19 protein-coding genes and 1 pseudogene are annotated in these 24,163 nt (G+C 42.3%); 6 read left to right on the top strand and 14 right to left on the bottom strand.

All coding sequences use genetic code 11. The features are described from left to right. The 5 genes and pseudogenes from B0682_RS02195 to B0682_RS02175 form a co-directional block, all read right to left on the bottom strand. Window positions 1–108, bottom strand: a 108-nt coding sequence (locus tag B0682_RS02195; RefSeq protein ID WP_158077841.1) for a helix-turn-helix domain-containing protein, incomplete at its 3' end; no start/stop codon positions are given. Beyond that, window positions 105–719 carry an IS607 family transposase gene (locus B0682_RS02190; protein ID WP_078306480.1) on the bottom strand — a complete coding sequence of 205 codons (615 nt, stop codon included), beginning with the start codon at window positions 717–719 and terminating at the stop codon, window positions 105–107. The genes B0682_RS02190 and B0682_RS02195, both read right to left, overlap by 4 nt. A 106-nt stretch (window positions 720–825) precedes the next feature. After that, window positions 826–2,391, bottom strand: a complete 1,566-nt coding sequence (locus tag B0682_RS02185; RefSeq protein ID WP_078306479.1) for a peptide MFS transporter — start codon at window positions 2,389–2,391, stop codon at window positions 826–828. A 368-nt stretch (window positions 2,392–2,759) separates the two neighbouring features. Beyond that, entirely contained in the window at window positions 2,760–3,503 is a 744-nt protein-coding gene (locus tag B0682_RS02180) for a dienelactone hydrolase family protein (RefSeq protein WP_078306478.1), read from the bottom strand. 167 nt (window positions 3,504–3,670) lie between these two features. Continuing rightward, a pseudogene (locus tag B0682_RS02175) lies at window positions 3,671–3,847 on the bottom strand (transposase); the annotation flags it as partial. 359 nt (window positions 3,848–4,206) lie between these two features. Between B0682_RS02175 and B0682_RS02170 the strand changes: the two are divergent. From B0682_RS02170 to B0682_RS09590, 4 genes are all read left to right on the top strand, one after another. After that, window positions 4,207–4,797, top strand: coding sequence for a YcgN family cysteine cluster protein (locus B0682_RS02170; RefSeq protein ID WP_078306477.1), 591 nt, complete (start codon window positions 4,207–4,209; stop codon window positions 4,795–4,797). A 144-nt stretch (window positions 4,798–4,941) separates the two neighbouring features. Beyond that, window positions 4,942–5,877, top strand: a complete 936-nt coding sequence (locus B0682_RS02165; protein WP_078306476.1) for a CBS domain-containing protein — start codon at window positions 4,942–4,944, stop codon at window positions 5,875–5,877. A 209-nt stretch (window positions 5,878–6,086) separates the two neighbouring features. Next, window positions 6,087–6,524 (top strand): RNA-guided endonuclease InsQ/TnpB family protein, encoded by a 438-nt coding sequence (locus tag B0682_RS09595; RefSeq protein WP_240494822.1) that lies wholly within the window; start codon window positions 6,087–6,089, stop codon window positions 6,522–6,524. Then, complete coding sequence (locus tag B0682_RS09590; RefSeq protein WP_240494821.1) at window positions 6,517–6,876, top strand: RNA-guided endonuclease TnpB family protein; 360 nt, start codon at window positions 6,517–6,519, stop codon at window positions 6,874–6,876. The genes B0682_RS09595 and B0682_RS09590 overlap by 8 nt, the downstream gene beginning before the upstream one ends. A gap of 147 nt (window positions 6,877–7,023) precedes the next feature. On the opposite strand, the gene narI is transcribed toward B0682_RS09590, so the two are convergent. The 6 genes from narI to B0682_RS02130 all read right to left on the bottom strand — a co-directional run bounded on the left by narI (window position 7,024) and on the right by B0682_RS02130 (window position 16,852). Continuing rightward, window positions 7,024–7,728, bottom strand: coding sequence for a respiratory nitrate reductase subunit gamma (gene narI, locus B0682_RS02155; RefSeq protein ID WP_078306475.1), 705 nt, complete (start codon window positions 7,726–7,728; stop codon window positions 7,024–7,026). 2 nt (window positions 7,729–7,730) lie between these two features. After that, window positions 7,731–8,531 (bottom strand): nitrate reductase molybdenum cofactor assembly chaperone, encoded by an 801-nt coding sequence (gene narJ / locus B0682_RS02150; protein WP_064608242.1) that lies wholly within the window; start codon window positions 8,529–8,531, stop codon window positions 7,731–7,733. Then, complete coding sequence (gene narH / locus B0682_RS02145; RefSeq protein WP_078306474.1) at window positions 8,532–10,070, bottom strand: nitrate reductase subunit beta; 1,539 nt, start codon at window positions 10,068–10,070, stop codon at window positions 8,532–8,534. It abuts the gene before it with no gap. Window positions 10,071–10,131: 61 nt separating this feature from the next. Then, window positions 10,132–13,887: a nitrate reductase subunit alpha gene (locus B0682_RS02140; RefSeq protein WP_003657675.1), complete on the bottom strand. Its 3,756-nt coding sequence runs from the start codon at window positions 13,885–13,887 to the stop codon at window positions 10,132–10,134. A 244-nt stretch (window positions 13,888–14,131) separates the two neighbouring features. Continuing rightward, a complete protein-coding gene (ubiM, locus tag B0682_RS02135; RefSeq protein ID WP_078306473.1) occupies window positions 14,132–15,352 on the bottom strand; it encodes a 5-demethoxyubiquinol-8 5-hydroxylase UbiM in 1,221 nt (406 codons plus the stop codon). A gap of 150 nt (window positions 15,353–15,502) precedes the next feature. After that, window positions 15,503–16,852, bottom strand: a complete 1,350-nt coding sequence (locus tag B0682_RS02130) for a NarK family nitrate/nitrite MFS transporter (protein ID WP_078306472.1) — start codon at window positions 16,850–16,852, stop codon at window positions 15,503–15,505. 401 nt (window positions 16,853–17,253) lie between these two features. Here B0682_RS02130 and B0682_RS02125 point away from each other — a divergent pair, with 401 nt between their 5' ends. Further along, complete coding sequence (locus tag B0682_RS02125) at window positions 17,254–19,209, top strand: histidine kinase (RefSeq protein ID WP_158077840.1); 1,956 nt, start codon at window positions 17,254–17,256, stop codon at window positions 19,207–19,209. 206 nt (window positions 19,210–19,415) lie between these two features. Next, the gene (gene narL / locus B0682_RS02120) at window positions 19,416–20,075 is read left to right on the top strand and encodes a two-component system response regulator NarL (protein ID WP_078306470.1); all 660 of its coding nucleotides are present in this window, start codon (window positions 19,416–19,418) and stop codon (window positions 20,073–20,075) included. A gap of 158 nt (window positions 20,076–20,233) precedes the next feature. Here narL and B0682_RS02115 read toward each other — a convergent pair whose 3' ends face one another. The 3 genes from B0682_RS02115 to B0682_RS02105 form a co-directional block, all read right to left on the bottom strand. Continuing rightward, window positions 20,234–21,724 carry an MFS transporter gene (locus tag B0682_RS02115; protein WP_078306469.1) on the bottom strand — a complete coding sequence of 497 codons (1,491 nt, stop codon included), beginning with the start codon at window positions 21,722–21,724 and terminating at the stop codon, window positions 20,234–20,236. A 264-nt stretch (window positions 21,725–21,988) separates the two neighbouring features. Then, window positions 21,989–22,828 (bottom strand): HesA/MoeB/ThiF family protein, encoded by an 840-nt coding sequence (locus B0682_RS02110; RefSeq protein WP_078306468.1) that lies wholly within the window; start codon window positions 22,826–22,828, stop codon window positions 21,989–21,991. Window positions 22,829–23,066: 238 nt separating this feature from the next. After that, on the bottom strand, window positions 23,067–24,059 hold the full coding sequence (locus B0682_RS02105) for an extracellular solute-binding protein (protein WP_078306467.1): 993 nt from the start codon (window positions 24,057–24,059) through the stop codon (window positions 23,067–23,069). Window positions 24,060–24,163 lie beyond the last annotated feature (104 nt).

Below are 24,163 nucleotides of genomic sequence, written 5' to 3'. Positions count from 1 at the left end.
CAATGCCCAGTTATAGGCAAATCTGGCAACGCCACAAGCCTTTTTGAGATGGGTAGCTTGGGCGTTGTTAGGTTTTAGCTCAATGATGTGTCCACGAATACAGGTCATTCTAACATCGCCTTAATTGCTTCTAAGACTTTTTTGTTTTTCTTGCTTTGTGAGCCGTACAGTCTTTCGGAAAATACCGTGATGATTTCTAGCACATCTTGGGCTAATTCTTCTTCAAAGTATGGGTTTTCGCCTTGATTAATGATGACAACTTCCACATTCTTTTTTTCACATAAAGCGAAAATAAGCTCCGAGCCAAAACGCAATAGGCGGTCTTTGTGGGTTAAGACCAAACGTCCAATTTCGTCATTTAAAATGCCATCTAAAAGCAGGTTTAAGCCTTTTTTGTGGTAATTCATACCACTACCCAAATCACCCACGATTTCAAATTGCCAACCTTGATTGGCACAGTACAACTCCAATACACCAATCTGACGGTCTAAATCGTCCTTTTGGTCGTGGCTTGATACACGAGCGTAACCAACTGTTTTGCGTTTGAGCATGGGTAGATTGTGGTAAAAATTAGGGTGCAGTTTATTAATGTCATATCTGCGATGACCTTTGGGCGTGCGTTCAGCAACAAGAACACCTGTTTCGTCCCATCTCCGCAAAGTGGAGATGGACACGCCAAGTCGTTTTGATGCTTCATTGATACTAACTAATCTATTCATTTGAGAATTATTACATAGGTTTAGGTAGATTTCAATAAACAGTTAGTAACCCTAAGGCTCATTCCATCTGTGACTTATCTCATCTGCTATTTATTTTGCCTGCCATTTACTCCGCTTGCTTAAGTGTTTCTGAGTTCTTGAGCATTTTTTCGATGGGACGAGATAAGATTAACAGCATCACCGCACTCACCACCAAAAATATCGCCATGGTGGCAAATAAGTTGGGTAAGTCATTAATGGTATCAGCGGTGACATAGCCACCAAAAAACGCCGCCACCAGATTGCCCACCGCAATCGACGCAAAAAATAAGCCCATGATTTGCCCCTGCATTCGTTCAGGAGCAAGCTTGGTCATTGACGATAAGCCAACAGGGCTAAGTGCCAATTCACCCAGTGTCAATAGGAGCAAACTGCCCACCAGCCACATGGGCGATACCAATGTACCGGGTTGGTTCACCACATGGTTGGCTGCCACAATCATCAAGCCAAACCCTGCTGCTGCCAATAACATGCCCAAAGCAAATTTTGTCATACTGCTTGGTTCAAGCCCTTTATTTGCCAATTTGACCCAAATCACACTGACAACGGGGGCAAGCAATAAGATAAAAAATGGATTTAAAGATTGAAACCAGAGGCTTGGAATGTTAAAGCCCATCACATTCAAATCGGTATAACGGTCGGCAAATAAGTTAAAAGAAGTGGGCTGCTGCTCAAAGCTTGACCAAAATAAGGTCGAACCAATGATGAGTAAAAAACAAATCAACAAACGAACTTTTTCATTTTTGTTTAAACTTGGGCTAATAAAGCGATACAAAAAATACAAAACAATCGTTCCTGCAATCAGATAAGTCATGTATTCAGCAACCACTTGTGGATTAAATGGCATGATGCCCATCATAATTAACCCAACCACCACGGCAAGCACCGCCACCACCGCAAACACCCACCGCCCCACATTGGCAACCTGACCACTGGGGTACTCCCACACAGGAGTAATGTTATTTTCTTGAGCGTATTTTTTTAGGCTGGCACGTGCATAAAAGCGATACAACAATAAAGCCACCAACATGCCAAAACCACCGACCCCAAAGCCGACATGCCACATGCCTTGTTCTTTAAAAATCCCCACAATTAAAGACGCAAACAACGCCCCAATGTTAATGCCCATATAAAATAGCGTAAACCCAGCATCACGACGGCCATCACCGTCAGGATATAATGCCCCCACCATCACCGAAATACAGGTTTTAAACAACCCTGAACCGATGACAATGAACATCAACCCCAAAAAAAATACCGACGCACCCACCATGGCAGATAACGCAATGCACAAATGACCCAAGGCAATGATTAAACTGCCCCACCACAATGCCCGTTCTTGCCCAAGCCAGTTATCCGCAAGCCAACCACCTGGCACTGCCATTAAATACATTGCCCCAGCAAAAATACCATAAATGGCAGAAGCAGTAACATCATCAAAGCCAAACCCGCCACTTTGAATGGTTGCCACCATAAACAGCACCAACAAAGGACGAATGCTATAATAAGAAAAACGCTCCCACATCTCAGTAAAAAATAGCGGTTGTAAGGGTTTTGGGTGTCCCATAAAACCACTGTCTTTATGGGGCTTTATTGGCGTATCGCCTTCCAAGTGGTTGATATTTTGCGTCATACTGTGTATGTCCTTATTTAAATGTCATCTTTTAATGTAAAAAATCAAATATAAACAAATCCAATTAACTTGAGCCAAATTAAAAAAGCATTGTTTCACCAAATAGACGATTTGTAAATTATTTTTTTACATAACCAACAACACATTTAGCCAATAATCAGCAAAAATCAATAAGCAAAAAGCCCATTGACGGGCAATGGGCTTGGGTTATGAATTTATGGAGATGATGGGTCATCAGTTGGCTTGATGAATGATTTTGATAAGTTATTTTGATAAATTATTTTGATAAATTATTTTGATAAATTATTTTGATAAATTATTTTGATGAATGACTTTGATAAGTTACTTTGATAAGTTACTTTGATAAGTTACTTTGATAAGTTATTTTGTATAAAGTCAATCATCTTCTCCCAACTTTGTTTGGCAGCAGTTTCATGATAGCCCAAGTCCACATCATTTTCAGAAGCGCGTTTATCGGCGTTGGGATTGGTAAAGCCGTGTTTGGCGTTGTCATAGACGTCCACTTGATAACTCACATTGGCATTGTCCAGCTCTTGTTTTAATTTTTCAATGGCCTGCATCGACACCATGCTGTCATCACGCCCATGAGCCACCAACACGTTGGCATGAAACATGCCTTTTTGGGCAGGTTGTTTTGGGGTGGGGTTGCCATGAAAGGTAGCAACCGCTTTTAATGGCATGCCAACCCGTGCCATGTCTAGGACGATTTTGCCACCAAAGCAAAAGCCGATGGCCCCCAATCGATTCGCATCAACCGCCATTTGATCGCTAAAGTCAGTTAAAATTTGTTGGCAACGAGCCATCAGCTTGTCTTGGTCATCAAGCATCTGTGTCATCCATTCGTTGGCTTGAATGGCATCGGTGGTCAGTTTGCCTTCGCCGTACACGTCCATTGCCACCGCAGCAAAGCCTACTTGGGCAAGGCGTTCGGTGACTTGTTTGGGGTGTTCAACCACTCCCCACCATTCTGGAGCAACCAAGATACCAGCAACAGGATTGTCTTCACTGGCAGAGTCAGGCAACGCCACATAACTGATAAGCTCAATGCCTTGTTTTGTGGTGCTATGTAGTTGGTAAGTTTTGATGCTCATGGTGCTTCCTTATTGCCATACTCCCACCACCATTGCCATACTCCCACCACCAAACCTAGCGGTTATGGTAGGGGAATCTTTGCGACCCATAACAATCCCAACCTAGATTGAATTGTTACCTTTCGCCAGCACACTTACGCTGATAAGTATTATACTGGGGGAACTCTTTACACAGTAGCAAATCCTGCTACATCAGCTAATGCCTGCTTTTTATGGTTCTTTACCATGTTTTTTACATCTAAATCTTCAATCACATAACTGGTAGCTTGGTTTTCGCAAATCAGTTTATGCGTGACTTTATGGTGTAATTTTAAGCGCTGGTTGCGTACTTTTTCATGAATACAAGCAACAGCTAACTTTTTGAAATATGGGTATAATTTAGCATTATTTTTATTTAAGTGTCAACCTAAATCAAAGATTATGGGTGGAGAATGACGCACGATGAGTTAAAATGTTGTGAAAAAAAAACGTTGTTAACAAAGGTGTTGCGAAAAAAAATAAATGACAACAGTTAAAGCCAACCTTTGCTTTATAAGCATACCATAACAAAATTTGCCACCGCACAACAGAACAAACGTGTTAAACTTCGTCATTTTCTTAGATGGTCGATAGACTAGGCTGACAGATTATTGATAAATTTCTGGTAAAAGTCTGACAAATAAACATTGATAAATAGACATTGACAAATAAACAAATAACAAACATGAAGCAAGCTGATACCACATTTACCACATTGCAACCCACATCACAACTTAAATTACAATCAGACACCATTGTTAAAACCACGGCTCAAGCAACGGCTCAACTTACCAATCAGTCTCAGTCAATCTTACGCCCTAATTTTTGGCAACACTTTCCCCTTAACGAGTTGACTGATGCCGAATGGGAAGCTTTATGTGATGGCTGTGGTGTGTGCTGTTTGGTGAAGTTTTTGGACGATGACACACCTGCCCACTTGGTTGAATACACAGATGTGGCGTGTCAGTTGCTTGATTGCCAAACAGGTCATTGTCAAGATTATGCCAACCGTCAGGCCAAAGTACCTGATTGCATTCAACTGACGGTAACCGATTTGCCAAAGATGTTGTGGCTACCAGACAGCTGTGCTTATAAGCGTCTGTATCGTAGTCAGTCATTACCAAATTGGCACCCACTAATCACTCAAGACAAGGTGAAATCTGCCATTTTGATGAAGCAGGCAAATATTGGAGCGGCTGGTCGTTGTGTGCCAGAACCAAGCGTATCGCAAGAGCAGATTGAAGAGCGGGTGGTGCATTGGGTGCAAATGAGCTGATGGGGTGCAAATTGGTCATTGCTCAACTCAAATGGTCATTAATGGTCATTGCTTAAAAAATCAAAAAAAGCCTATTGATTGTATGGGTGGCATCGGATAAAGTGAGACAACTTTTGGTAATGATGCGAGGTTAACACACCCCCCATGTCTGACGACAGTTCCCATTTTAGTACTTCTTCTGGCTGGTCACGAGGTCTAAAACGCTGGTTGTCCGCCGCTCCTGAAACTCGTGATGAACTCATTGACATTGTTCATGATTCTCGCCAATTTTTGCAACCTGATACGGTTGACATGCTTGAGGGCGTGTTGGATTTGCCCGCCACACAAATTCGTGAAATCATGACCCCACGGCCTAACGTGGTTGGTTTACATGAATTAGATGGTCTTGAAGACATCATGGCGGTGTTTTTAGAATCTGCTCATTCACGTTATCCTGTTTTTGACAGTCAAGATGGTGATGCGGTCATTGGCATTTTGCTTGCCAAAGATTTATTGCCACTGTTGATGGCGACCATTAAAGCCGACAAAGCTGATAAGGCTGACAAAGCCAATAAAGGCAACGATGACAACACTGCCAGTACTGCCAACGCTCAATCACGCACTTTTCGCATCAGAGATTTGGTCAGACAGCCTTTGTACATTAACGAAAATGCCCGCTCTGATACCTTGCTACGCTTACTACAAAAAACTCAAGTGCATATGGCAGTGGTGGTGGACGACTTTGGTAACTTTGCTGGCGTGGTTACCATGGAAGATTTGCTTGAAGAAATTGTCGGTGACATCGTTGATGAGCATGATGATTTAGACGAAGACAGTAACATTAACAACATCGTACCCCATGCCAGTATGCCAAATGTTTGGATAGTACAAGCATCTACATTGATTGAAAGTTGTAATGAAGCGTTGGGCGCGGCATTTGATGACAGTGAAGTGGATACCATGGGCGGTTTGGTGATGCAAAAGCTGGGCAGTGTTGGTGATTTATCTGGAGAAAGTGTGGACATTGACGGTTGGCAATTAACCGTTTTGCAAGTAGAAGGGCGGTTTATTCACACTCTTGAGCTGAAAAAAATGCCCTAAATGAATGCTCTAATACTGATGCTTTAATAAACAATAAAATCAGTTTTAACTCATCCTGCGTAATTCTCCACCCATAATCTTTGATTTAGGTGGAGATGTAAGCACAAGCGACCCAAGCAGGGCGTTCTTGTTTTTCGATATATTGTCTAAATTGACACTAAATAAAAATAATCCTAAATCATACCCATATTTCAATCAGCTAACAAGCCATGCTAATCAAAAAGCATTTTGGCTATAATCGGTTTGTATTCAACTTGACGTTGGCATTGCAACAACGCTACTATGCCATGTTTGGCAAATCTTTATCACGAACCAAAATCCAAAGCCAGTTGGTTAAGAAAAAGAAAACAGGCAAGTTTGCATGGCTAAATGAAGTCAATAGCCAATCGTTACTTAATGCCTTGCTCAATGTACATATCGCATTTACTAACTTCTTCAAAGGTCAGGCTAAGTTTCCACGCTTTAAATCTAAAAAAATCCCACGAAAAAGCTATCAATGTCCCCAACATTGCACAGTAAACTTTGAACAAGGCATCATCAACCTACCCAAAATCAAAGGCATCAAAACCATATTTAGCCGTGAATTTGTTGGCAATATAAAAACAGTTACCATCTCTAAGACAGCCACAGGTAAATACCATGCATAAACTGATTTGCGAAAACCAAGCTACCAGTTATGCGATTGAAGATTTAGGTGTAAAAAATATGGTAAAGAACCATAAACTTGCCAAAGCGATTCATGATGTGGGCTTAGGTCAATTTGTTACCCTACTTACTTACAAGGCGAATTGGTATGGTAAGAATATCCTAAAGGTAAATCGGTTCTTTGCCAGTAGTAAAATTTGTTCGCATTGTCATTACAAATTAGACAGTCTGCCGTTGTCAGTCAGAAATTGGGCGTGTCCTGGCTGTCAAACACAGCATGACCGTGATGTCAATGCATCAAGTAATATACGAAAGCAGGCGTTAGCTGATGTGGCAGGACTTGCTACTGTGTAAAGAGTTCCCTCATGCCGATACTATTCAGCGATGGTGGCATGACGAAAGGTAATAACTCAATCTAAGCTTAGGTTGTTATGGGTCGCAAAGACTCCCCCACCATAACTGATGAGTTTGGTGGTGGGGTATGTCAAGGGTGCTGATAGATTATTGAGCCGTTTTTTGGCGGACAATTTGATAACGCCTGCCAAGATACCAAATTGGGGCAGAAATGATATGGATTAAGCGAGTAAATGGCACAAGTAAGATTAAGGTTGTGCCTAAAAACATGTGCATTTTATAAATCAGTCCAGCATCTTCGACCAATGAAGCGGCATAGACTGGGCGTAATATCGCCAAGTTTTGTGCCCACCCTGCCAAGCTTAACATCAATGCACCATCACGATGCGTTGGATATGACCAAATGGTTGCAAGTCCCATGACCAATTGAAGCAAAATAATTAACAGTAACATCTTATCGCTAAAAGTTGATGTGTGGCTGATGCGTGGGTTGGTAAAGCGTCGCCAAATCAACATGATAAGCCCAATTAAGCACATTATCCCTGCAATGCCACCAACAATCACTGCCATCAGTTGTTTTTGTGGTGCGGTGATGATGCGTTCATAAATAAAATGGGGGGTAAACATGCCAAAAAAATGCCCAAGCAATACGACAATGATGCCAATATGAAATAAATTGCTTGCCAATCGCATGCCTTTATCTGACAACATTTGACTTGAGCCTGCACGCCATGTGTATTGAGACAAGTCAAATCTTGCCCAACAACCAAAGATGCACACTGTCAAGGCGATGTAGGGATAAATGCCAAATAAAAAGACATGTAACCAATCTTCTGGGTTTGTTGTGTTCATAATCAGACTCCTTGTGTGGTGGCTTTGGCGGATTGGTTGAAGTCAACCCAATGCACAGGAACTTCGGCTTGGCGTTGAGCTTGTTCACCTTGTAGGTTTGCGATACGCTGTTTGGTTTGGTTTGATGGGCAGTTTTGTTGTTCTGCTCCCAAAAAATCCACCATTTCTTCTTCCCATGCTTTGTCAATCGCTTCGGTGGTGTCATCAGCAGGTTGGTTGTCTTTGTGCATTTTGGCAAGCTCTTGGTCAATGACACTCAGTGGTTCGCCTGCGATTTGCAACAATGCTTTAAATAGACCAACATAGTGGCTGTTTTTGTCCATTAAGCGAGCTGCCAATAAGGTAACAATGTGGCTAATGTTGGCAATTTCTTCACGAATCTGCATCTCATCATGGTTGATGGTGGCTTGGTGGGATAAAAATTCCAAATACATCGGCAGATAGTCAGGCAATTCTTTTGCGTTAATCTCAAATCCAGCCATTTCATATTGAGCCATTAAATCCACCATGGCTTGCCCACGGTCTCGACTTTCGCCATGAACATGTTCAAATAGCCATAAAGATAAGGAACGACCTCGCTCAAATAGGCTGTCATATTTGGCTTGTGCTTCTAGCTCACCGAGTGCAGCCATCTGGTCAATTAAGGTGGCGATGTCTTGTCGCACCTCAGGGCTGATAAGACGGCTTTGCATGACAAGCTGTTTGCATTGGTCTAAGTTATCATCAATAAACAGTTCGTGTTCAGGGTAATCCATGAGCAAGCTGATGACTTTAAGCAGTTTCATGTCTGTGGCAGATGTCATTTATAGCTCCCATGTTTGTACGGTTTTGATAAAATCACGCTTGTTATTTTTCTTTTGTCCAAACATGTGGGTGTCATTACCTCCTGTACAACCATTGCCAAAGGTAAAGCCACAACCATTGCGTTCAGCAAACGCATCGCTTAGGGCTTCTTCACGATGGGCGGTTGGGATAACAAAACGGTCTTCATAGTTGGCAATGGCAAGATAGCGATACATGTCCTCCACTTGGGCAACGCTTAAGCCAACAGCGTCTAACACCTCTTGGGCATCTTGTTTTTCAACCAGTTGCAGGCGTTTATAGCTTCGCATGGCAAGCAGGCGTTTTAGTGCCAAGCGTACAGGCTCTTCATCGCCTGCGGTGAGCATGTTGGCAAGGTATTTTAAAGGAATGCGTAAACTGTCCACATCTGGAATCAGTCCGTCCATGCCCACTTTGCCTGATTCGGCGGCGTTTTGAATGGGTGATAATGGTGGCACATACCACACCATAGGCAAGGTGCGGTATTCTGGGTGCAAGGGCAGAGCAAGCTTCCAATCGACTGCCAGTTTATAGACAGGGGATTTTTGAGCAGATTCGATGACGCTCATTGGCACGCCGTCTTGTAAGGCTTGTTTGATGACTTTGGGGTCATGTGGGTCTAAGAAAATATCAAGTTGTGCTTGGTATAAATCTTGTTCGTTTGATAGGCTGGCAACTTCGTGGATTTTGTCTGCATCATACAATAATACACCAAGGTAGCGAATGCGACCGACGCAAGTTTCAGAGCAAATGGTGGGCATGCCTGCTTCAATACGGGGGTAACAGAAGATACATTTTTCTGATTTGCCCGATTTCCAGTTGTAATAGATTTTTTTGTAAGGGCAGCCTGAGATGCACATACGCCAGCCACGGCATTTGTCTTGGTCAATCAGCACGATGCCATCTTCTTCACGCTTATAAATTGCCCCACTTGGACACGATGCCACACAAGTTGGGTTTAGACAATGCTCACATAGGCGTGGCAAATACATCATAAAGGTGTTTTCATATTGCCCATAGATGTCAGCTTGTATGTCATCAAAATTCTTATCACGGCGACGCTTGGCAAACTCTGACCCAAGAATCTCTTCCCAATTTGGCCCCCATTCAATTTTTTGTATGCGTTTGCCTGTAATTAAGGAGCGAGGGCGTGCAATGGGCTGATGTTCACCAATTGGGGCGGTATGCAGATGTTGGTAGTCAAAGTCAAATGGTTCATAATAGTCATCTATCATGGGCAAATCTGGGTTGGCAAAAATATTGGCAAGCACTCTAAATTTACCCCCAATTTTGGGATTAATTGAGCCATCTGCATTGCGTATCCAACCACCTTTCCATTTACCTTGGTTTTCCCATTCTTTTGGATAACCGATACCGGGTTTGGATTCCACATTGTTAAACCATGCGTATTCCATACCTTCTCGGCTGGTCCAAACATTTTTACAAGTGACTGAGCAGGTATGGCAACCGATACATTTATCAAGGTTTAACACCATGCCAACTTGTGAGCGAATTTTCATTTTAATTTTCCTTGACCTAGCGACAGCTTAGTAAAATGTGTCATGATATGTTGTAAAATCATCAGTCCAAAGTGGTGGGTAATGGGCGTGGCAATTCATCATCAGCCTTGCCCTCTAGCCAGTCAATATTTGCCATTTTACGCACCACAACAAATTCATCACGGTTACAACCAACCGTACCATAGTAGTTAAAGCCATAAGAGAATTGGGCATAACCACCAATCATGTGAGTGGGCTTTAAGATGGTGCGGGTAACCGAGTTGTGAATACCACCACGAGTACCTGAGTTTTCAGAACCTGGGATATTCACCAGTTTTTCTTGAGCATGGTACATCATGGTCATGCCTTCTTTGACTCGCTGGCTGACCACCGCACGGGCGGTGATTGCCCCGTTGGCATTAAAGACTTCAATCCAATCATTATCTTCAATGCCTGCTTTTTGGGCATCAATCTCACTTATCCAAACAATTGGACCACCACGACTTAAGGTAAGCATCAATAGGTTTTCTGAATAGGTGCTGTGAATGCCCCATTTTTGGTGTGGTGTTAAGAAATTAAGCACAATTTCTTTGTTGCCATTGGATTGATATTTTTTAAATGCTTGGGTGGTTTTGGTGTCAATTGGCGGACGGTATTGTTGCATTTGTTCGCCAAAGGCTTGTATCCAAGGGTGCTCAACATAAAATTGCTGACGGCCTGTGATTGTCCGCCATGGAATCAGTTCATGCACATTGGTGTAGCCTGCGTTGTAGCTGACTTTGTCAGATTCAAGCCCTGACCATGTGGGACTTGAAATGATTTTTCTGGGTTGGGCAACAATGTCATTAAAGCGGATTTTTTCATGCTCACTGGCTTTTGCCAAATGAGTGTGGTCACGTCCTGTTTTTTTGGATAATTCTGCCCATGCTTTAACCGCAACATGACCGTTGGTTTCTGGAGCAAGCATCAGTACGGTTTCAATGGCATTGACGACACTGCTCATATTGGGGCGTGTGTTGGCGACGCTGTCATCATGAATGCGATAATTTAACTGCCCCAATTGTTGCACTTCTTCTTTGGTGTCCCAGTCAATGCCTTTAGAGTTATTACCAAGCTTATCCATTAAAGGACCAAGAGAAGTGAACTTGGCATAGGTGCTGGGATAATCTCGTTCCACGACTTTGATGAGTGGGCAATTAATGCCAGGTATGGGTTTTTCACCTGCACTTTTCCAATCTGTGCCACCAAAGGGTTGAGCCAATTCATCGGCACTGTCATGTTGCATGGGTAAGGTAACCACATCGGTTTGTGTTCCCAAATGCCCAACACAAAGGCGAGAGAACGCCTTAGCGATGTATTTATAAATTTCCCAGTCAGTTTTTGCTTCCCACGCAGGGTCAGTGGCGGCGGTGAATGGGTGGATAAATGGGTGCATGTCTGATGTGTTGATGTCTTCTTTTTCGTACCATGTGGCGGTGGGCAGTACAATGTCAGAATACAAACATGTGCTGGACATTCTAAAGTCTAAGGTGGTTACCAAATCAATTTTACCCGTTGGGGCATTTTCAACAAAGTCAATTTCGTTGGGTTTAAAGCCAGTTTGTACCGTTTCATCACCCAATAAGCCATTTTTTGTCCCTAACAAGTATTTGAGCATGTACTCATGCCCTTTGCCTGATGAACCCAGTAAGTTTGACCGCCAGATAAACATATTGCGTGGGAAATTTTGTGGATTGTCGGGTTGTTCGGCAGCAAAGCGCAATGACCCATTGTGCAGACTTTCAACCACATAATCTTGAACACTCATGCCTTTGGCTTTTGCTTGGGGGGCAATGGTCAGTGGATTTTGGTTTAATTGGGGGGCAGATGGCAACCAACCTGCCCGCTCAGCTTTAATGTTGTAATCGAGCATATGCTCTGGAAATTGCGATTTATTGGCATGAGATGAAAGCAATTCATGGGCAGAGACAGTTTCATGTCGCCATTGGCTTGAGTGATTGTAAAAAAAGCTTGTGCCATTCATGTGGCGTGGTGGTCTGTGCCAATCCAACCCAAACGCAACAGGTGCCCAACCAGATTGTGGTCTGAGCTTTTCTTGACCCACATAGTGAGCCCAGCCACCCCCTGATTTGCCAATACAGCCACAGAGCATCAGCATATTAATCACACCACGATAATTCATGTCAAGATGATACCAGTGGTTCATGCCTGCTCCGATGATGACCATGGATTTGCCTTGAGTTTTGTGGGCATTTTCGGCAAATTCACGGGCGATTTGAATCACCTTTTCACGACTGACACCAGTGATTTTTTCTTGCCAAGCAGGCGTACCTGCGATGTTGGCATCATTGTAATCATCGGTGACATTTTGACCACCATGCCCATTATCAACCCCCAAATTGGCAACCATCAAATCAAAAACGGTGGCGACTTTGGCGGTTTGTCCATTGGCAAGACTGATGGTATGGCAAGGAATGTTTTTATACTGAATGGCATCACCAGCAGCAGCGGTAAAATAGGGGTGTTCATCACCACCAAAATAGTCCAAACCAACGCTTGCCGTCTCGCCAGAACCTTTTAATGACAAAGTCAAATCCACATCGCCATTATGTTGACCTTCTTTATTTTCCAAATTCCAACGCCCTGTTTCACCCCAGCGATAACCGATTGAGCCATAAGGTGAAACAAGCTCACCATTTTGGTTCATGGCGATGGTTTTCCATTCAGGATTATTTTCTTGACCTAAATTGTCAATTAAGTCAGATGCCCGTAAAAAACGCCCTGCTTTAAACTTATCATCTTTTTCTTCAAGCACCACCAACATGGGTAAATCCGTGTAGCGTTTGGCATAGTCTTGGAAGTAATCACTTTGAGATTTCAGATAAAACTCTTTGATGATGACATGGCAAAATGCTTGAGCCAAGGCGGCATCTGTGCCTTGTTTTGGGTTCAGCCATAGGTCACAAAGTTTGGCAATTTCAGCATAATCTGGGGTAATGGCAACCGTTTTTGTGCCTTTATAACGCACCTCGGTAAAAAAGTGAGCGTCAGGCGTACGGGTTTGTGGCACATTTGAGCCCCACGCAATGATATAATCAGAATTGTACCAATCAGCAGATTCAGCAACATCGGTCTGCTCACCCCAAACCATGGGAGAAGCTGGCGGCAGGTCGCAATACCAATCATAAAACGACAAGCATGCACCGCCTATGAGCGATAAATATCTTGACCCTGACGCATAACTGAGCATGGACATCGCAGGAATGGGTGAAAAACCAATGATGCGGTCAGGGCCAAAGGTCTTGGCGGTGTAAACATTGGCTGCTGCAATGATTTCTGCACACTCTTGCCAAGATGAGCGTACAAAACCACCCAAGCCTCGTTTTGACTTGTATTCAGCAGATTTGGTAGGGTTTTCAACAATGCTTGCCCATGCCAAAACAGGGTCGGTATGTTTGGCTTTGGCTTCACGCCATAATTTTAATAATGGTTTACGCACTTTTGGGTATTTTAAGCGGTTGGCAGAATACATATACCAGCTATAGCTTGCCCCACGAGGACAGCCACGAGGCTCATGGTTGGGCAAATCTGGGCGAGTGCGAGGATAGTCCGTCTGTTGTGTTTCCCAGGTTACCAGACCATTTTTGACATAGATTTTCCAAGAGCATGAACCTGTGCAGTTCACCCCATGTGTAGAACGCACCACTTTGTCATATGACCAGCGTGCCCGATAACTGTTTTCCCATTCACGGTTTTCATGGCGAGTCTCACCGTGGCTGTTGGCAAATTCACCTTGTTTTCTTTTAAAAAATCGCAGTTGGTCGAGTAAATGGCTCATGAATTTATCCTTAATTGGTCGATACCACAGTTGATGGTTAACGTGAGTTGATGGCTAAAATAAGTCAATGAATAAAAATAAGGTTGATGGTTAAAAAGCCTGATGATGACCATCTAGTGTAAAGACAGCTAAGAAATGATGCTATTGTCATAATGGGCAGAGTGTCTACCTATTTAGTAGTAGATAAGATGGTCAGTAAAATTCGTTGGTAAACTTTCTGTTATTAACGTTGTCTGACCAAAGATTAACCAGTTAACTGTTTGGTAATCAGAGCCTTTAATGGTGTTAGGTTGTTACTGACTCGTAAGACCATGGTACGAGCGAGTTTGGCAGGTTTATTGTCTGTTGTGAACAGCTTAACCATGGCATTGGTTCCATGATACATAGGGCGAGTAAGGAGCATGTGCTGCCGTTCATAACGACGCAATGACTCATGATTGCCGATGTCTTGTTTTAGCCTCACGGCCTTTTTGACTTGTTTTGATAAAGTATGTACGCCATGCAATCCCAGATTAAACCCATGGGCTGTTACAGGGTGCATGCCAACAGCAGCATCGCCAATCACAGCAGTGCGAGTACTGATAAAGCGATTGGCATGTACCCCAACCAACGGATAAATATGCCGACTGCTGATTAAAGTCATCTCACCCAATTCGTTATTGGCATAACCTTGTACTTTTTTAGCAAATTGTGCATCAGATAACCCCATTAACGCATCTGCATCTTGATTTTTAACAGTAATGACGCAGTTGGTTATCGTATCGCTTAATGGCAGTAACGCCAAAGTGATGCCATAATAAAAACACTCAACTGCACGCTGATGATTTGAGTAAGTATGTGACATACGGCACACAATCATACTCCGTCCAAAATCATAACTGTCAGCAGTGATGCCTAAATGACGGCGAGTGGTAGAAAAACGACTGTCTGCCACCACCAACAATTTGCCTTCTAATGAATCATCATTATCCAAAATCACACGAACCCCATGTTCATGATTAAAGACCTTATTAACACCGTGTCCATAACGAATGTCAATATTAGGGTGACTGATGGCGACTTGATAAGCTGCCTTACGAATTAAGTGATTGGATATCAGATACCCCAAATTAGCAACAGATTGACCAAAAGGCACATTTGCCGTTGCAAAATATAATTGATAGGGAGAATGACCGTCTAACACACTGGCATCTTTTAGGGTATGAATATCTTGTGGATCAATGCGTTGCCACATACCAATGTCTTGCATGATACGCTTTGAGACATGGGTTAAAGCAATTTCTCTGCCATCATAGGCAGGGTTACTAATGATCTCTTGGTTATTTTTCTCAACAATGACGATGTTTAACCCTGTGTCAGCGATACTGCTTGCAAAGCTTAATCCTGCAGGTCCTGCTCCTACGATGATGACATCGGTTATGTTGGTTGAACCAGATTGGTTTGGTGTGTTAGGAAAAAGTGCCATAAATTCCTCTTAAGCATCATGAGTTGAGTTGATGAAGCATGAATTTTCTTTTTAGCCATAAAATCTCTTTTTAACCATAAATTTTATTGCCAGCATGGATTATCAATCAGATGGATTATTAACCAGATGGATTGTCAATCAGATGGATTGTCAACAAGGATATGCTGCCCCTTTACGGCTGTAATACCACCATGTCAACGCAATACAAATCACATAAAAAACAATCAAAGTGATGAACGTGCCATTGACCCCAAGACCTGAACCGAACATTTTAGGAATAAAAAAACCACCATAAGCTGCAAACCCGCCAGCAAAACCAACCACAGCTGCCGACTCTTTACGAGCTTCATGAATGACATTTGGGGTATTTAAGCGTTCGTGCATGGTGCGAAAAATCACAGGAATCATACGAAATGTCGAACCATTACCAATGCCTGTGGTGATAAACAGCACCATAAAGCACATAAAATAGCCCATGAAATTACCTGCTTTTAGAAAATACATCACCGCAACCACTGCCAATGTCATCACCACATAATTGTATAAAGTAACCTTTGCACCGCCCAATTTATCCGCAATCCATCCGCCCACAGGACGGAACAATGCACCCACTAAAGGCCCTAAGAACGCCACCTTTAATGGGTCAACATCTGGAAATGACTGTTTAATCACCATTGGAAATGCCGCTGAAAACCCAATAAATGAACCAAATGTGGCAAGATATAAAATACACATGATCCAATTATGCTGACGCTTAAAAATCACCGCTTGTTCTTTAAACGACGCAGACGCTCCTGCCAAATCATTCATGCCAAACCAAGCCAATACCGTTACAATCATAATGGGAATGACCCACACAAACCCAGCATTTTGTAAATACAGAACATGACCTGATTCGCTCATTTGTCCATGACCTGCCATCGCCCCAAACAGAGCGAACCCAATCACTGCTGGCACAACAAATTGCATGGTAGAAACGCCCAAGTTACCCAAACCTGCATTTAGTCCCAATGCCATGCCTTGCTGAGATTTTGGGAAAAAGAATGAAATGTTTGACATGCTTGATGAAAAATTACCACCCCCAAAACCACACAATAACGCAATGACAGCAAATACCCAAAACGGCGTATTGATGTCTTGAATGGCAATGCCAAGCCATACCATGGGGATAAGTAACGACGCAGTTGAGATGGTTGTCCAACGTCTGCCACCAAAAACAGGCACCATAAATGAATAAAAAATTCGCATGGTTGCCCCAGATAATGCAGGCAAAGCCAAAAGCCACGATAATTGCGACTTATCAAAATTAAAACCAACCTCAGGCATCTTCACCACAATCACCGACCACACCACCCACACCCCAAATGCCAATAACAAAGCAGGTATCGATATCCATAAGTTGCGAGTGGCAACGGTTTTACCATGCTGTTGCCAAAACGTCTCATCTTCTGGTCGCCAGTCGGTGATTTTCACGCCACCTTTGTATGTTTGATTTGCCATGATGCCCTCTGTGAATGGGGTTGAAATTAATGGGATTGGGTAAATGGAATGAATAAGCAAATAAAGATGAATAAAAAAAATAAAGATAAAAACCCATCGGTTAATTTTTGATTTAGCAGATTACTCTATCAACAAAAGCGAGCCGTCAAAATACACAAAAAGGAGTAGGTTGCTACCACCAGCCACTTAAACCAACCACTTAAACCAACCACCAATCCCCAACCAAACTGTCACTGTTGATGGGCATGTTAGGGCGTGTCGCCAGTGAGTGAATGGATAAATGCGAATTAACGGATAACTGCCAAATTACGATATAATCATGATTCTTATGTCGTTAAAGCATCTGTAAGACGTTAAGAAGAATAGACAATTTTGTGTTTGAATGATGAATGGATGGGTGCGTGTATAAATTTCAGCTTTCTTTACCGATGCGAGCATGGTTAGCGGTGACGGTCATTGCATTGTTGGCAATCACCACCACTGTGACAAGCGGTCTGTTATCTTGGGAATCAGAAGGTGATGCTAGGGCAATTAACACCGCAGGCTCAATAAGAATGGCGATATATCGCTTTAATAATGAATGGTCACGGGAATTTTCTCATGCTCAATTTTCAGCTGATGAAAAAAGTTGGCTGAATCAACAATATGCTCAACACACATTGACTTCTACCTATCCAGATGGCATTAGCTTAGATGACAGCAAGGCATTTCAACAGCTTTTAATTGAAGACATGGATCATCGCCTAACAGAATTGGCGGTTTATCAATCCAACAAATCATCTGACCAAGATGAATCACAACAGATGTTTGATGACATTCAAAAACATTGGCATCAAGTGCTTAAACCCATGATATTTGCTCAGCGTAAAGATGATTTTTATCTGTCTTCAATTCATTATGTGGTCATGGTAGATGATTATGTGGTTAAACTACAATCTTTAAATGAAAAGCGACTTGGTCATTTACAAAGCATACATGCTTTTTCTTTAATCATTACCATGATTGTCATGTTTACAGGCATGTTGCAATTACAAAAAAACATCTTAAATCCCATTAAAAATCTGATAGATGCCAATCGTGTCTTTCGTGATGACCAAAAAATTCGTGTGCATATTAAAGGCTATAAAGAATTTGAAGACTTAGCTGACAGCTTTAACGCCATGGCAGACACCATAGAAACCAACCAAAGACATCTGAACAATGAAGTCATCAGTAAAACCAAAGATTTAACTCGAGCCAATGCTGCCTTATCAATTTTGTATGAATTTGGGCAACAAATGTCCACACGCCCAGTCAAACTTGAGATGCTCAACAAACTCATTGAACAATATGCCAGTTTAATGCCCAATTATCATTTGGTGTTGTGCCTGCAATATGATATCCATGCTGAAAAAGACAACATCTCCTTACATCGTGGTGGCACACAAGACATTTGCAAAAAAATAAACTGCCAAGAGTGTTACCTAAAAAATGATGCCAACACTCGCCGTTATACCGTTGCCCATTTGGGTGAAACATTTGGCGAGTTGCAGGTTCAGCAAGTCATGCCTAAAGAAAATGCCAAACATCACATCAACAGTGTCAGCTTATCTAAAGATGGCGTGGTGGAATCTGCGCCTACTTGGCTTGATATTAGCCCTGCTGAGAATGATTTGTTTGAAACTTTAACACACTTCATCAGCACCGCCTTATCGTTACGTCAGCAACGCCAACAACAACACCAGATTTTATTGTTAGAAGAACGCACCACCATCGCCAGAGAATTGCATGATTCTTTGGCTCAATCATTGTCTTATCTGAAAATCCAAGTCAGCATGCTAGAGCGGAAGATAGATTTTGATGATTTAAAGACCAAGCAAGTGATTGACCATGTTAAAAAAGGCCTAGACGATGCTTATCGTCAATTAAGAGAGCTTTTGGTCACATTTAGACTAAAAATTGACGGTGATAATTTTGACCACGCATTACAAATGTCAGCTGACGACTTTGCCCAAAGAGCAGGATTTCATGTCCACATAAACAACCGAGTGATGAGCATCAACCTTGAAGCAAATGAACAAATTGATTTACTGCAAATTGCTCGTGAAGCCTTATCGAACATTCATAGACATGCCAAAGCAACCCATGTGATGATTGATTTGGGCTATATAAAATCAGAAAATAAAGTCATCATGCAAATCACAGACGATGGTGTGGGCATGAATGATGACAAAATTGACCAAAGCCAACATCATGGATTGATGATTATGCACGAAAGAGTCAGAAACCTAAATGGCAAGCTTACCATCAGTGCCAATCAGCCACATGGCGTGATTGTTAAAGTTGAATTTTTACCTGCTTTTTTTATTAAACGTTAGGGCGTGTCCCTAATTTAGAACAACAAGTTTAGAACACCAAGTTTTAATGGGCTAAAAATGCCAAAATCTGGCAAAACTGCGTTAAATTATTTGACAATATTCCAATATTATCTGCACAATTTGTCTTGTTGGCTTACGATTTTATCTATTTTTAGCCACATTATCCAAATAGGGACACGCCCCAAACAACATCATGACTGGAGCTTATATTTATGACCATTTTTACCGCTCTGTTTCCTGCAAAAATCCTATTGGTTGATGACCACCCCATGCTAAGAAGAGGACTAAAAGACCTACTGAATTTGGAAGAAGATGTGCAAGTGGTGGCAGAAGCAGAAAACGGTCAACAAGCATTAGACTACTTACAAAATCATGATGTTGATTTGATTGTGCTTGATAATAATATGCCCGTATTAACAGGCATTGAAACCTTACAAAAAATACGTCAGCAACACATCACAGGAAAAGTCATCTTATTTACTGTCTCTGATAACAGTGAAGATGTGCAAGACGCTTTAGAGTTGGGAGCAGATGGGTATTTACTAAAAGACATGGAGCCAAATGACATCATCATTGACATCAGAAAAATCCTAAAAGGAGAATTGGTCATCAGCCCAAGTCTTGCCCCAGTATTGGCAAAGGCGATGCGAAAACCTGCCAATCAAAACGTCATTTCTGAACTGACTTCAAGGGAGCGACAAGTGGTTACCATGATTGCACAGGGAATGAGTAACAAAATGATTGGTAACAAACTTGACATTGCCGAATCAACCGTCAAAGTACATGTCAAACATGTGCTTAATAAGACCCAACTTCGCTCACGAGTAGAAGTGGCAGTATGGGCAGTACAAAATCTTGATGTTTAAAAACTGATACTTAAAAAAACTGCCAAAGATTAGGCTGACCATAAGCGGTGTTATGTCAGCGATATGATAAAAAATCCCCCACTAAGCCAAAGACTTAGTGGGGGAGTAAGTTAAGGGGGGTAAGTTAATCAGTGAGTTGGCTTTATTTGTTTGGTTGCTCAGTGCATGTCCAGCCCTTCTTGCTCAGCCAAGCGTTTATCCACAGAAGACATGTGGTACTCATCACCAAATGCCCCTTTTGGCTCTTTTAACCAAATAAAGCAAAAAATCCACGAAATCAACGCCCCAATGGCAATGATAAAAAAGAACTGATTTGGCTCAACAAAGGTAAAAATAAACAAGTAAAATACCGCCCCCACATTACCATATGCCCCTGTGATGCCAGAGATTTGCCCAGTTAGACGGCGCTTAATAGATGGAATGATGCCAAAAGTTGCCCCTTCTGCGCCTTGCACAAATATTGAACAACAAATGGTGATACACACCGCAATGAACAGCGGCCAGCTTGAATTCAACAATCCCATTAAGGCAAAACCAATGCTGATGCCCAACATGTATGCCAACATCACGGTTCGACGACTGCCAACTTTATCGGATATATAGCCACCCAATGGACGTGCCCATAAATTGACAAAAGCAAAAGTAGACGCAATCAGACCAGCAGTGGTTGGGTTTAAGTCCCAAGTCGTCTGAAAAAACATGGGCAACATTGACACCACCGCAAGCTCTGCCCCAAAGTTAGCAAAATAGGTGATGTTTAAAGAAGCCACCGAGCTAAAAGGATATTTGTCATCTTCAGGAATGCCTGCTTTAATGATTGGCAAATTCACACTGATGGCTTTATAAATCTGTAATAGCACCACAACGGCAATCACCCCATAGGCAATCATCGCCCCAACATCGCTTAAAAATCCCATGGCTTGTGTGCGATAAACCAGTACTGATAAAATGCCATACAATGGAATGATGAACAAACAATAAACCAACAAATCTTTATAAGTGGATACCTCTAACGCCCCTGCCTTGCGAGACTTTTTAAAGGTTTTGGCTGAAGGACCATCGGTAATGATGAACCAATATATCACCCCATAAATCGCCATGATAAGCCCTGATACCGCAATCGCCCATCGCCAGCCATCATCACCCCCAAAAAACTGTAATGCCACGGTTGGAATGGTGATGGCAGCAGCCGCTGAGCCAAAATTCCCCCAACCAGCATAAAACCCTTCGGCAAAACCAATGTCTTTGGGCTTAAACCACATTGATGTCATATGTATGCCCACAACAAACCCTGCCCCAACAACAGACATAAAAAGCCGTGCGACAAATAACTGTGTTGTGGTATTACCAAAAGCAAAAAACCATGTTGGAATTGCCATGACCACCATCAGAATTGAAAAAACCCGCCGTGGACCAAAGCGGTCTAACGCCATGCCCACCACAACCCGACCAGGAATGGTTAAAGCCACATTGGCAATTAAAAAAAGTTTGATGTGGTCAGGGGTAAGGTATGACTCTGTGGCAAGCATGGACGTTGCCAAAGGTGCCATATTAAACCAAACATAAAAGGTTAGGAAAAATGCAATCCACGTATAATGCAAGGCTCGAATGTCTTTGCGTTCAAGCTCAAGTAGCTCTTTTGCATGCATGATACCTCTCCTAATTAAATGAATAAAAAAATTGGTCATCACCCATTTCTAAGAAATCAGCTTGTGATAAACGAAGCTTGTTTAGAAATATGGCACTGTTTTAACAAACATAACCGCTTCTGATTGGTTTGTGGTTCGTTGGCGATTCACGTCTTTGCAAGTAGATGAAAACAAATCAAATCAAACCAAACATACGATGAGATTATCAAAAAACACCAATAGGAGATATCATGCCAATGGCTATAAATATTGAGCCATGTACTTCTAAAGTGGCACATCAGCGAAAACACTACCACAAACATCACAACTTGCTTGCTTGTGGTAAGAAATGGCTTGTATCTTCATGCGTTGTCCATCGCATAATAACAACTTATTTACCAATGGATTGATGCCACGTCCCAAAAATTGTAATGCCACATTTGCTTGTAGCTGTCCCATAAATGCAGGTGTGCTGGCCAAAACCCCTGATGTGGCACAAGTCTGTTCAATGGGTGTGGTATGCCCAAAAATACAGTGATAACACCCCGTATTTTTTGCAGGCTCAAATAACGCCAATTGACCGTTCATGGCAATTGCTGATGCCGATAACAAGGGGATATTGTGCTTGACACTTAACTGGTTAAGCAGTCGGCGAGTGGCAAAATTATCGCTACAGTCTAATATGACGTCAAATCTATTGTCTGCATGGGTGGCTGAGTGGGCAAATAATTGGTGAGCCAGCCCATCATCTAATCGTTGACAAATGGCATGAATCTCAACATAAGGATTGGTTTTTTTTAAGGTAAGACAAGCCGTTTGGGCTTTAGGCTTGCCGATGTCATCTGGATAAAATAAGCTTTGTCGTTGTAGATTACTCAGTTGTACCTTGTCATCATCTATCAACAGAAGATGCCCCACACCTGCCCTTACCAGAGTTTCTAAAGCAGGACACCCAAGCCCCCCCACACCAACAACTAACACATTGGCGTGTTTCAGTCGTAACTGGGCTTTTAAACCCCATTCATCAAGTAGGATTTGCCGAGCGTATAATGCCAATTCATCGTCGCTTAACTCATTGTCGCTTAACTCATCATCGTTTAACGTGGTGTTGTGCGGTTTTATCATTTACAGTTGCCCCATGGATTCAAATTACTCATGTCAAGTTACTCACGGATTAAAGCCATTCACGGATTTGGGTGGATAACAAGTGGTTAAGTCTTGTTCAATCCATTTGTAACAATGGGTTATTTTAACTTGAACTCATCACAAACAAAAAATTTTATTGTCATAAAAAAAGCCCAAATCATTTTGGGCTTTTTTTTATGACGGTTGTCAGTCAAATTTAAATGAAATCACATTCAGATTATTTATAACCTGCTTTTTTCATCAACATGATGGCTTGACGTTGGTTTTGGCCTGCAACAGAGACGTTGATGATGTCTTGTTTGAATGAACCCCATTTTGCCACATGGGGGGCTGGGCTGATGCGAGGGTTGGCTGGGTATTCGTTATTTAAATCAGCGAATAAGTTCTGGGCCTCAGGACCGCTTAGCCATTCCATGAACTTTTGGGCTTCTGCTTGATTTTTACTGTATTTCACCAACCCAATGCCTGAAACATTGACGTGTGTGCCTTTGCCATTTTGGTTGGCAAAAAATGGCTTGACGCTGATGTTTGGTTTTTTATTCAGTAGGCGACCGTAATAATAGGTATTGGCAATGCCCACGTCACAGCGACCTGCGTCAATGGCTTCTAGCATGGCGGTGTCATTAGGAAATGGGGTGGTTGCTAAATTACTGACCCAACCTTTCACCACTTTTTCGGTGGTGGCACGACCTAGGTTTTGAATCATGGTACCAACCAATGATTGGTTATAGACGTTATCTGATGTGCGTAAGCACAGTCTGCCTTGCCATTTTGGGCTTGCCAAGTCAGCATAGGTTGATAATTCAGATGGGTTGACTTTTTGTGGGTTATAAAAAATGGTTCTGGCACGCACAGACATGCCAAACCAGCGGTTTTTAGGGTCTTGAAATTGTGCCGGGATATTGGCCTCTAATACTTTTGAGTTGACTGGTTTTAAGATGCCAGTTTGAGCCGCTTGCCAAAGGTTACCACCATCGACGGTGATTAAAAGATCGGCAGGGGTGTTACTGCCTTCAGCTTGTAGCTTTTGAATCAGTGGGCCTGCTTTGTCGTTGACCAACTTAATGTTGACTCCTGTTTTTTGTTCGTACTTTTCCACAATCGGCTTAAGTAGGGTGTCGGCACGAGCAGAGTACAATACCAATTCGGTGGCAAAAGCAGGGGTTAAAGCGCCCAATGTGCAAATGGCAAGTAGTGTTTTCTTTAACATCACTGTCTCCTTGATGGATAAAAATGCGTGTCATCACAAAGGGTTTTGTTTTGTAATGAGCTTGCGTGGTTTAAGATAAAGATTTTACTTAAATTTAAGCTAGT

The sequence above is a fragment of the Lwoffella lincolnii genome (assembly GCF_002014765.1).
Classification (GTDB): Bacteria; Pseudomonadota; Gammaproteobacteria; order Pseudomonadales; family Moraxellaceae; genus Psychrobacter; species Psychrobacter lincolnii.
Note: the sequence above shows the minus strand (reverse complement) of the source record. Positions and strands in the feature narration are given on the sequence as shown.

Excerpts from the sequence above, each read along its gene's own strand:
- B0682_RS02130 (WP_078306472.1), bottom strand. The coding sequence starts at position 16,852 with ATGGCAAATCAAACATACAAAGGTGGCGTGAAAATCACCGACTGGCGA.
- B0682_RS02180 (WP_078306478.1), bottom strand. The coding sequence starts at position 3,503 with ATGAGCATCAAAACTTACCAACTACATAGCACCACAAAACAAGGCATT.
- B0682_RS02110 (WP_078306468.1), bottom strand. The coding sequence starts at position 22,828 with ATGATAAAACCGCACAACACCACGTTAAACGATGATGAGTTAAGCGAC.
- B0682_RS09590 (WP_240494821.1), top strand. The coding sequence starts at position 6,517 with ATGCATAAACTGATTTGCGAAAACCAAGCTACCAGTTATGCGATTGAA.
- B0682_RS02190 (WP_078306480.1), bottom strand. The coding sequence starts at position 719 with ATGAATAGATTAGTTAGTATCAATGAAGCATCAAAACGACTTGGCGTG.
- B0682_RS02105 (WP_078306467.1), bottom strand. The coding sequence starts at position 24,059 with ATGTTAAAGAAAACACTACTTGCCATTTGCACATTGGGCGCTTTAACC.
- B0682_RS02115 (WP_078306469.1), bottom strand. The coding sequence starts at position 21,724 with ATGCATGCAAAAGAGCTACTTGAGCTTGAACGCAAAGACATTCGAGCC.
- B0682_RS02185 (WP_078306479.1), bottom strand. The coding sequence starts at position 2,391 with ATGACGCAAAATATCAACCACTTGGAAGGCGATACGCCAATAAAGCCC.
- ubiM (WP_078306473.1), bottom strand. The coding sequence starts at position 15,352 with ATGGCACTTTTTCCTAACACACCAAACCAATCTGGTTCAACCAACATA.
- B0682_RS02140 (WP_003657675.1), bottom strand. The coding sequence starts at position 13,887 with ATGAGCCATTTACTCGACCAACTGCGATTTTTTAAAAGAAAACAAGGT.
- narI (WP_078306475.1), bottom strand. The coding sequence starts at position 7,728 with ATGAACACAACAAACCCAGAAGATTGGTTACATGTCTTTTTATTTGGC.
- narH (WP_078306474.1), bottom strand. The coding sequence starts at position 10,070 with ATGAAAATTCGCTCACAAGTTGGCATGGTGTTAAACCTTGATAAATGT.
- B0682_RS02165 (WP_078306476.1), top strand. The coding sequence starts at position 4,942 with ATGTCTGACGACAGTTCCCATTTTAGTACTTCTTCTGGCTGGTCACGA.
- narJ (WP_064608242.1), bottom strand. The coding sequence starts at position 8,531 with ATGACATCTGCCACAGACATGAAACTGCTTAAAGTCATCAGCTTGCTC.
- B0682_RS09595 (WP_240494822.1), top strand. The coding sequence starts at position 6,087 with ATGCTAATCAAAAAGCATTTTGGCTATAATCGGTTTGTATTCAACTTG.
- B0682_RS02170 (WP_078306477.1), top strand. The coding sequence starts at position 4,207 with ATGAAGCAAGCTGATACCACATTTACCACATTGCAACCCACATCACAA.